Here is an 8,999-nt window from a genome sequence, read left to right as displayed (position 1 = left end):
CCGCACGCGAGTTTCCCAGCGGCGGATTGGGGGCGTATAGGCCCTTTGGCTCAAGCGATCAAGGGGTTTCGCGTTGTTTTCGGAGCCATGCGATAAAGGTCTTCAACTGTGGTGAGACGCGGTCGGGCCGGGTCAGGATGTGATAGCCCAGATCGCTATCGATTTCTTCGCAAAGCGCGATGAGGGTCCCGTTCTCGATGTCGCCGATTGCAACCGCGCGCGGAACAATGGTGATCCCATGCCCTGCGCGGACAGCTTGCAGTGAAAGTGCTGTCACATCCATCTGCGTAACCCTGCATTTCGACAGATCAAGGCCATTTGCCTTCAGCCAGACCCGTTCTTCCGTGCTTGTCCCGGTGATCAGCCAATGCTGGTCCTCGAGGTCTGTCATACACCCGACGTAGTTGCTGCCAACCACAGACGGGGCGGCCACAACAACATGGCCTGCGGATTCCAGACGTTCTGTATTCAATCCGGGCCAGGCCCCCCGACCATACCGGATCGCAAGATCAAAGCCATCGGCGCGCAGATCCACCAAATCCCCTGACGGGGCAATCTCGACGCGGATCTCCGGGTTGGCGGCCCAAAACGCCCCAATCCGAGGCATCAGCCAGTACTCCGCAAAACTAGGCGTCGTGGCAATCCGCAACGGGCGATCCGTATCCTGCGCAATCAGATCCTCGCTGATCTCGGCAATCTGGCCGAAAGCCGTGCTGAGGCTGCGTGACAGGCGCTGCCCCTCTGGGGTTGGCTGCATGGTCTGCCCGTCGCGTTGCATCAGGCTGAGACCGAAGTGGTCTTCCAGACGGCGCACATGCTGCGCGATGGCGGCATGGGTCACGTTCAGTTCCCGCGCGGCGGCGGAATAGTTGGTCAGCCGGGCCGCAGCTTCGAACGCACGCAAGGCCGAGAGGGAGGGGACATGACGCCAGTCCATATCTTACCTGTTAGTTGAGCTTACATATGGAAAGTATTGCTGATTAGGAAAACCAGCACAACATGCGTATTTCTTTTTCAAACGCAACGAAAGGAATAGTCATGCTTACAATCATTGCAGATGCCCTGATGACCGCAACCCGTCAAAGACGCGACGATGTCGATGAGCGGATAAAAGACCAACATGCCCATAACCAAATGTTGCGCCGCGCGCGCCTTGAGAACGAGCGCCCGTTCCGTCTGGACCGTCAGCGCGACCTGTGGTGAGCGCCATGTTTGGCTTTCTGAACTTGCGCTGGGTGCGTCCGATGGGCGCGAACCCCCGCCCGCGGCCAGAGCATGGGTCCTACAACCATTACGCGCCTCGGATGGAGCTTCCGCATCGGCTGGCCGAGCGGCGGTTCAACACCAAACGCGATCTATCCTGGGCGGATACGGAATAAGACCACACTCCCTGTTGGTCTTATCAAGCGCCCCCTGAGCGCTTGTCTGGCGGGTCTTCGGACCCGCCCTTTTTATCTTTTGCGGGCCTTATAGGCCTCCCACAAGTCGGGGCGTCGTTCGGCGGTAAGCCGTTCGGCCTCTTTCTGGCGCCACTCGGCCACTTTTGCGTGATTTCCCGATGTCAGAACCTCGGGGATCGTGTGTCCGTTCCACTCCGCAGGACGTGTATATTGCGGATGTTCCAGCAACCCGTCCGAGAAGCTTTCTTCAGTTGCGCTCTCGTCATTGCCCAGGACACCGGGCAGCAACCGAACCGTCGCGTCGATCATCGCTTGTGCGGCAATCTCCCCACCGGTCATGACGAAATCACCCAGCGACACTTCGGTGATCTGGTAATGGTCGATCACCCGCTGGTCGACCCCCTCAAACCGTCCGCAGATCAGGGTAACACCCGGCGTCTCAGACAGCGATTGCGCCATCGCTTGCGTAAACGGCTTGCCGCGCGGCGAGAGGTAAATCAGCGGACGCGGCGGCCCTTTGACGGCATGCTCAATCGCGCGGCCCAGCACGTCGGGTCGGATCACCATGCCCGCGCCGCCGCCAGAGGGCGTGTCATCGACATTGCGGTGCTTGCCGTCTCCGAACATTCGCAGATCGACGGTTTCCAACTGCCACAGCCCGTCTTTCAGCGCCTTACCCGTCAGGCTTTCACCCAGCAGCCCCGGAAATGCGCCGGGAAAGAGCGTGATGACCTTCGCCATCCACGCGCCTTTGAGCTGCGGGCGATGGGTCATCAACTCGCGCGGTTGCAGGGTTGATTGGATCGTCTTGCGACCGTGGGATTTTGTAGGCGTGCTCATAGTGTTGCCAGATACGCAGATTGCCTGGTCATTGCAATTCCGCGTGCTTTCAGAGGCTCATGTCATACGTGCAAGACGGTTGCGCAGCCGGATCAGTTTGACACGCTGAAACCGGGATGCTGCGTGACGCGCTTCTGTGATCTTGAAGGCCAGGATCAACCACTTGCCCAACATCGCACAGCGCAGGACATCGCGGGGCAGCGGGTGTGTGTAGGTTTCGGTGAATGCCTCATCAAGCGCAGGATGCACACCCAGATCGCTCAGCGGCTCTTCCAGATCGGGCCGCTGGATATCCAGTGAGGTCAGATAGTCCACGGTATCATAAAGCCCCAGCTTGTGTCGGATTTCGGTCATGTCGAGGCCCGTCGCCGCCGTCTCCGAGATGATAAGATTGCCGCCATGAAAGTCCCCATGCGCCAGCATTTTCATACAGGCAACGCGGCGGTTGGCATCACTCAGTTTGCGAAACGACTGGATCAGCTTTCGGCAGGCAGAGGCCCCGATCTGAGGGGCGCAGCTTCCGGTCTTTGAAGCCAGATTGGTAAGCCGTTTGACCACCCAATCGGGCCAATAGCCGATCTCTTCTGCCGGTTCGGCCTTGTGCAACACGTTGAGAAATTGCGCCCCTTTGCGCCCCAGAACGGTCAGGTTCTCAGCCGTTGGATCATCGGTCGCGGCTTGCAAGGCGGTTGGTCCAGTGACAAACTTTGTCAGAAGGGCGAGACCATCGGGATCGACCCAGACAGGGTCGATCAAGCCTACATGCGGCGTCTTTGCGAAGGCCGGTGCGAGGCGCACCAACGTGTTGTATTCGCGCGCTGGACGGTCGGTTTCCAACCCGTCCAGATCGAGCTTTAGTGCCAGATCACCATCCGCGTGGCGCAGCCGAAAAACCGATCGAGCTTCTGGGTTTACACTGGAATTTGCCAGATGAACCAAGTCGTAGGGCCGGGTATCTCCGGTGGTTTGCGCATAGCGCGACAGCACCGCTTGAGCCGCGCGATATGGGGGATCGCTGCTCAGTCGATCAGTCCTTCGGGTGGGTCGGCGATGATGCGGCCTGCGCTCAGATCGACGGTCGGCACAGCCTCCAGCGTGAAGGGCAAAAGGACCGTGTCTTTCAGCTGGGCTCCGTGGATTTCCAGAAGATCCGCGGCGCCATGGTTCATCACGGATTTGACAGTACCGATCTGAGTGCCGCCGGTGTCGAACACCGCCAAGCCGATGAGATCATTGTGATAATACTCGTCATCGGGCAATTCAGGCAGTTGATCGCGGGTCGCATAGAGCCGTGTGCCCTTCAATGCGTCGGCCTGCTCTTTGGTCTGCACACCGGTCATATCGGCGACAAAGCCGTTCTTGATCGCGCGGGTTAGCGTGACGTTGAACGCACGACTGCCATCTTCGGTCGTCAGGTCATAATCTTCAATCGCGGCGGGTTCAGCGCAGAAGCTTTTCAGGCGCACTTCGCCCTTGACCCCGTAGGACCCGGCGATGGCACCAACACAAATACGCTCTGACATGTTGTTCTCCGTTTGTATTGGGGTAGCGGGTCGTGCGCGCAATTTCTAGCGCGTTTCGAGGGGAAGGGCGGCCGCACGCGCCTCCCAGCCCAGCGTTTCCAGTTCTGGCGTGTCGCTCGTGGCTTCGGGCCAGCCGACGCACAGATAGGCGACGAGGTGCCAGTCAGGCGGTACATCGAGGTCCGCGTTCAACCGCGCCGGATCAAGGACAGAGACCCAGCCCACGCCAAGTCCTTCGGCGCGCGCGGTCAGCCAGAACTGCATGATCGCACCGACGACGGAATAGCGGCGCGCCTCGGGCATGGTTGCGGCCCCAAGGCCAGCGCCCTTGTCGGTCGCCTCGTCGCAGTAGATCGCGAATTGGATGGGGGCTTCTGCCATGCCCGACAATTTCAGCGTCGCATAGCGCGTCGCCTGATCGCCGGAATAGCCTTTAAGGGCGTCAGCATTGGCGTCTTGGTAATTGGCGAGGGCTTTTGCACGCGCCTCGGGCGAGGTGAGTTGCACCAAGCGCCATGGCTCGGACAGGCCTACGGATGGGGCGCAGGCAAAGCTGGCAAGGCAGCGGTCCAGAACGGCCTGCTCAACGGGATCGGTGCGGAAGCGGCGCACATCGCGCCGCCACCTCATAAGCTCTGAAAGCTCGTCCCGAAAAGACTGGGGGAAGCTGTGCACCCCCTGTCTCCCCGATTACTCGGACTTTTCTTCTTCGGTAGCAGCCTCTTCAGCGGGTGCTTCTTCCACTGCGGGCTCTTCAGCCGGTGCAGCGGCAGCCTCGGCGGCTTCAGCAGCTTTGGCAGCTTTTTCTTCAGCGCGCTCTTGGGCTTTCTTGCCTGGCTTGGCTTTGTTGGGGTTGTTCCGCTCGGTCTTGGGCAGGGTGCCCGCGGCCTCCAACATACGTGCGATCCGGTCGGTGGGCTGAGCGCCCTGATCCAGCCAGTGCTGCACACGCTCCATGTCCATTTTCACGCGCTCTTCGCTGTCTTTGGGCAGCAGCGGGTTGTAGGTGCCCAGCTTTTCGATGAAGCGACCGTCGCGGGGCATGCGGCTGTCAGCAGCCACGATGCGGTAGAAGGGACGCTTTTTCGAGCCGCCGCGGGCGAGACGAATTTTCATAGCCATGTGAGTTTCTCCTTTAATGGCGTTGGTGTGGTGGGTTTGAAACCCACCTTACGATTGGTGTTGTTCATGGTGTTGGATGACTTCCTGAATGATAAAATTCAGAAATTTCTTGGCGAATTCCGGGTCCAGATCGGCCCGGTGGGCAAGATCTTCGAGCCGCGCGATCTGTTTGCTTTCACGGTCGGGATCAGAGGGGGGCAGCGCGTGTTTGGCCTTGAGCCGGCCCACAGCCTGCGTGTGCTTGAACCGCTCGCCCAGCGTGTAGACGAGGATCGCATCAAGGCGGTCGATGCTGTCGCGATGATCCTTCAGGATCTCGGCGGCGCGGGTTACGGCATCAGTCAATGGCGTATCCTTTCGGCTGAAAGAGCGGGTTCTGGTAACTTTCAATCTCTAACGCGATGCCGTCGGCCAACTGACTGCCGCGCAGCTTTTCCGGGCTGGGATGACGGTAGACAACATCATTGCCATCAACGCTGGGGGCGTCCTTGTCCTTGATCGCCCCAAGACGTTCGGCCAGCCGGATGCTGTCGAGGTTCTTCGGGTCGAGGTAGCTGACAGCGCCCTCCCACCCGAGGGTGTTATAGAAATAGTTGCGCGCGGTGTGTGTCGCCTCCAGCGCAAAGCCGTGACCTTGAGCATCCGGCCAGATAATCCACGCAATCTCGGCCTCGGGCCATTTCGCGGGCTTCCAGCCACCGGCCATGCCGTAGGTCTCGTCCGTGTCGCGGTCGTGGATCATCCACATGCCGTATCCGCGGATTGCCCAATGGCCGATCTCGGCCGCATAGAGCATCCACGACTCATACGCGTTCAATGGGCCGCCCATGAACCGCGCGCGGTAGCTGGAGAAGGTCGCCTTGAAGTCGGGGTAATCCTCGGGCTCGGGGCCGCGCAGGACAAGGCGCTTGGTTTCCAGAACGGGGATCGCGGGCATCAGGCGGCCTCCCCGAAATGGCGGTAGACGATATCTTCGTCGTCATGGGCTTTGGCTTGTAGGTCGGGCGCAGCACCCAGTCGTTCCGCCAGCCGTCTGGAGCGGGTGTTATCGCGGTGAATATAGCTGACAAGCGAGGCCGGTTTCAGAGTCTGTCGCGCATAACCCAGCGCGGCGTCTGCCGCCTCAAAGGCGTAACCTTGGCCCTCATAGCCGTCGAACAGCAGCCACCCCAACTCGGTCTCAGTAAAATGCGGAGGTTGCAGGATCGCGACCTGCCCGATCATGGTGCCATCATGCAGATCAACTGCCCAGCCGCCATGGCCATGCAGAACCCACGATCCTATCTCGGCCATGACGCCATACCACAGATGCGAGCGGTTCTGGGGCTTGTCCATGAAATCGGCCCGCGCTGTCTGGTAGAAGTCCCAAAACGCATCCATATCGCTGGCGCGATGGGCGCGCAGGATCACGCGGTCGGTAGTGATCGTAGGGGCGACGGTCATCACGCGACCTCCCCGAAATGGCGGTAGACCAGATCGCCCGGATGTGGGCGTTTTGCTGACGTATCAAGCACAGCGCCAAGCCGCTCTGCCAACGCACATGAGCGTGTGTTCTCGGGTGCGATATAGCTGACCAGCGAGGGGAACTGCAGATCATTTCGGCAATGCGCGATGATCGCCTTCGCAGCCTCAGACGCATAACCTTTGCCCTGATCTTCGTCTGACCAGACAGACCAGCCCAACTCGATCTCAGGAAAATCAGGCGGATGGTAAGGGCCCGCAGATGCAACTGGACGCCCAGTCGCCTTATCCACAGCTACAAACAGCCCGAACCCATTCAGCACCCAATGCCCTGCAAAGGTTGCCGCGACCCGCCATGCACCGCCTTCGCCATTTTCTGGACCGCCGCCATGCCAGATGCCACGATCAGACAATAAGAACGCAACCCAAGGTGCTACATCCGACGGGATCGGGGCGCGCAGGATCAAGCGCTCGGTCTCAAGGACCGGGGTATTGGTGAGTGTTGCGGTCACTTCTTCTTGCCGAAGCCTGAAAGACCGGGGGGCAGGCCTGCGCCGCCGCCAAGACCGGGCAGGCCGGGCATCTTGCCCGCACCCATCTGCGCCTGTGCCGCTTCAATCTCTGCCTGAGAGGGGCCGCCTTTACCAAACATCTGGCCCATCGCGCCCTTGAGCAGGCCCTTTTTGCCCATCTTGCCCATTTTCTTCATCATGTCGGACATCTGACGGTGCATTTTCATCAGCTTGTTCAGCTCTGACACTTCCAGCCCCGCACCTTTGGCAATCCGCTTCTTGCGGCTGGCTTGCAGAAGCTGCGGGTTGGCGCGCTCTTTCTTCGTCATCGAATTGATCAGCGCGATCTGGCGGCGCAGGATGCTATCGTCAAAGCCCGCGCTTTCCATCTGCTTGGCCATTTTGCCCATGCCTGGCATCATCCCCATGATGCCTTCCATGCCGCCCATCTTCATCATCTGCTCAAGCTGGCCCTTGAGGTCGTTCATGTTGAACTGACCCTTCTGGAAGCGCTTCATCATGCGCTCGGCCTGTTCGGCCTCGATGGTTTCTTGCGCCTTTTCAACCAGTGAAATGATGTCGCCCATGCCAAGGATGCGGCCCGCGATGCGTTCGGGGTGGAATTCCTCGATCGCGTCCATCTTCTCGCCAAGGCCGACATATTTGATCGGCTTGCCGGTCACAGCGCGCATCGAAAGTGCGGCACCACCGCGTCCGTCGCCATCCATCCGTGTCAGGACCACGCCCGAGACGCCGATCTTGTCGTCAAACTCTTCGGCCACGTTCACCGCGTCCTGACCGGTCAGGCCATCAACTACCAGCAACGTCTCACGGGGGTTGGCCACATCGCGCACGGCGGCGGCCTGCGCGATCAGTTCCTGATCGATATGCAGGCGGCCTGCGGTATCCAGCATATAGACGTCATAGCCGCCCATCGTCGCCTGTTGCTTGGCGCGCTTGGCGATGGAAACAGGGTCCTCACCCTTCACAATCGGCAACGTATCGACGCCGATCTGGGTGCCGAGGATCGCCAACTGCTCCATAGCTGCAGGGCGGTTCGTGTCGAGCGAGGCCATCAGCACCCGCTTGTTGTCGCGATCCTTCAGGCGTTTCGCCAGCTTGGCGGTTGTCGTCGTCTTACCGGAGCCCTGCAGACCAACCATCAAAATGGGTGCAGGCGGGTTGTCGATTTTCAACTCGCCCGGTTCGCCTTCGCCGGTCAGCGTATCAACCAGCGCATCATGCACGATCTTGACGACCTGCTGGCCGGGCGTGACCGATTTCGTCACCGCTTGGCCAGTCGCCTTTTCCTGCACGACCTTGACGAAATCGCGCGCGACGGGAAGCGAGACGTCCGCTTCCAGCAACGCCACACGCACTTCGCGGAGCGCGGTTTTGACGTCATCCTCTGACAGCGCGCCCTGTTTCGTCAGCCGGTCAAAGACGCCAGAGAGGCGTTCGGATAAATTTTCAAACATGCCCTCGGCCCTCCTTCGGCCTTCTTCAACAGGTGCCCCTAAAATAGGAAGGGACGGCTCAAAGCACAAACGCACCCGTGGGCGCAACGCGCTGACGGATGGCGATCCCTGCTCAGAGGCAGGGACCGGAAGATGTGCATACTTCCGGGTATGAAGGGGCGTTTAGGTGGCTGGGCGGTGCGAGTCAAGCCAGCGGTTTATGGCGATTGATATCTTCTGGGGCTCGACGCCTTGATGATATCGCTTTGTGATTGGATGACTTCCAGCGCTCATACTTTCTGCCAGCACGATCACAGGGCGGTAGTGAGACCGCTGTTTTGGATGGGTACCTGGTTCCGTCTTTGCGTGCGAAACTTCCCGAAGATCATGGATAATCTCATTATACCCAAAAATGGCACGCTGTCGCAAAGTCGCGGTTCCTGTGGTCCGATCCAGAATGAGCTGACTGCGTTCGACTTTTGAAAGGAAGATAACGCCGCCGCAAAGCGCCAGGCCGACGTTAAGAACAGCGTCGAAGACGCTCGATGGTGGCCGTTTAAGGACAAAGAAACACCAAAGAATGATCGGGAAAAAGACGGCGGTCAGCGCTGCGTCGTTTGCCTTGTGTTCAACAATAAGCTGTTCGGGTGTATCGCGCGTTACTTTCATGGGGCTCTGTTACCG

Annotated in this window: 14 protein-coding genes; 2 read left to right on the top strand and 12 right to left on the bottom strand. The window is 59.7% G+C overall.

Annotated elements, in window-relative coordinates; all coding sequences use genetic code 11:
• Positions 1-58 precede the first annotated feature (58 nt).
• Positions 59-937, bottom strand: a complete 879-nt coding sequence (locus KUW67_RS03455) for a LysR family transcriptional regulator (protein WP_224823888.1) — start codon at positions 935-937, stop codon at positions 59-61.
• Between the two features lie 101 nt (positions 938-1,038).
• Between KUW67_RS03455 and KUW67_RS03450 the strand changes: the two genes are divergently transcribed.
• Both KUW67_RS03450 and KUW67_RS03445 read left to right on the top strand, forming a co-directional pair.
• A complete protein-coding gene (locus KUW67_RS03450) occupies positions 1,039-1,203 on the top strand; it encodes a hypothetical protein (protein WP_224823887.1) in 165 nt (54 codons plus the stop codon).
• Positions 1,204-1,208: 5 nt separating this feature from the next.
• Positions 1,209-1,379 carry a hypothetical protein gene (locus KUW67_RS03445; protein ID WP_224823886.1) on the top strand — a complete coding sequence of 57 codons (171 nt, stop codon included), beginning with the start codon at positions 1,209-1,211 and terminating at the stop codon, positions 1,377-1,379.
• Between the two features lie 72 nt (positions 1,380-1,451).
• On the opposite strand, the gene trmD is transcribed toward KUW67_RS03445, so the two are convergent.
• From trmD to KUW67_RS03390, 11 genes are all read right to left on the bottom strand, one after another.
• The gene (gene trmD / locus KUW67_RS03440) at positions 1,452-2,240 is read right to left on the bottom strand and encodes a tRNA (guanosine(37)-N1)-methyltransferase TrmD (RefSeq protein ID WP_224823885.1); all 789 of its coding nucleotides are present in this window, start codon (positions 2,238-2,240) and stop codon (positions 1,452-1,454) included.
• Positions 2,241-2,297: 57 nt separating this feature from the next.
• Positions 2,298-3,227: a phosphotransferase gene (locus KUW67_RS03435; RefSeq protein WP_224823884.1), complete on the bottom strand. Its 930-nt coding sequence runs from the start codon at positions 3,225-3,227 to the stop codon at positions 2,298-2,300.
• A gap of 32 nt (positions 3,228-3,259) precedes the next feature.
• Entirely contained in the window at positions 3,260-3,763 is a 504-nt protein-coding gene (gene rimM / locus KUW67_RS03430; protein WP_224823883.1) for a ribosome maturation factor RimM, read from the bottom strand.
• 45 nt (positions 3,764-3,808) lie between these two features.
• Positions 3,809-4,438, bottom strand: a complete 630-nt coding sequence (gene bluB, locus KUW67_RS03425; protein WP_224823882.1) for a 5,6-dimethylbenzimidazole synthase — start codon at positions 4,436-4,438, stop codon at positions 3,809-3,811.
• Between the two features lie 15 nt (positions 4,439-4,453).
• Entirely contained in the window at positions 4,454-4,885 is a 432-nt protein-coding gene (rpsP, locus tag KUW67_RS03420) for a 30S ribosomal protein S16 (RefSeq protein ID WP_224823881.1), read from the bottom strand.
• Between the two features lie 48 nt (positions 4,886-4,933).
• Entirely contained in the window at positions 4,934-5,230 is a 297-nt protein-coding gene (locus tag KUW67_RS03415; protein ID WP_224823880.1) for a chorismate mutase, read from the bottom strand.
• Positions 5,223-5,822 (bottom strand): GNAT family N-acetyltransferase, encoded by a 600-nt coding sequence (locus tag KUW67_RS03410; protein WP_224823879.1) that lies wholly within the window; start codon positions 5,820-5,822, stop codon positions 5,223-5,225. Before KUW67_RS03410 ends, KUW67_RS03415 begins: the two co-directional genes overlap by 8 nt.
• The gene (locus tag KUW67_RS03405; protein WP_224823878.1) at positions 5,822-6,328 is read right to left on the bottom strand and encodes a GNAT family N-acetyltransferase; all 507 of its coding nucleotides are present in this window, start codon (positions 6,326-6,328) and stop codon (positions 5,822-5,824) included. Before KUW67_RS03405 ends, KUW67_RS03410 begins: the two co-directional genes overlap by 1 nt.
• Entirely contained in the window at positions 6,328-6,858 is a 531-nt protein-coding gene (locus KUW67_RS03400) for a GNAT family N-acetyltransferase (protein WP_224823877.1), read from the bottom strand. Before KUW67_RS03400 ends, KUW67_RS03405 begins: the two co-directional genes overlap by 1 nt.
• Complete coding sequence (gene ffh / locus KUW67_RS03395) at positions 6,855-8,336, bottom strand: signal recognition particle protein (protein ID WP_224823876.1); 1,482 nt, start codon at positions 8,334-8,336, stop codon at positions 6,855-6,857. Before ffh ends, KUW67_RS03400 begins: the two co-directional genes overlap by 4 nt.
• A 162-nt stretch (positions 8,337-8,498) precedes the next feature.
• The gene (locus KUW67_RS03390) at positions 8,499-8,984 is read right to left on the bottom strand and encodes a hypothetical protein (RefSeq protein WP_224823875.1); all 486 of its coding nucleotides are present in this window, start codon (positions 8,982-8,984) and stop codon (positions 8,499-8,501) included.
• Between the last annotated feature and the right edge of the window lie 15 nt (positions 8,985-8,999).

The sequence above is a fragment of the Cognatishimia sp. MH4019 genome (assembly GCF_020177595.1).
In the GTDB taxonomy this organism is placed as follows: domain Bacteria; phylum Pseudomonadota; class Alphaproteobacteria; order Rhodobacterales; family Rhodobacteraceae; genus JAHTBL01.
This window is presented reverse-complemented; position numbering and strand designations above follow the sequence as displayed.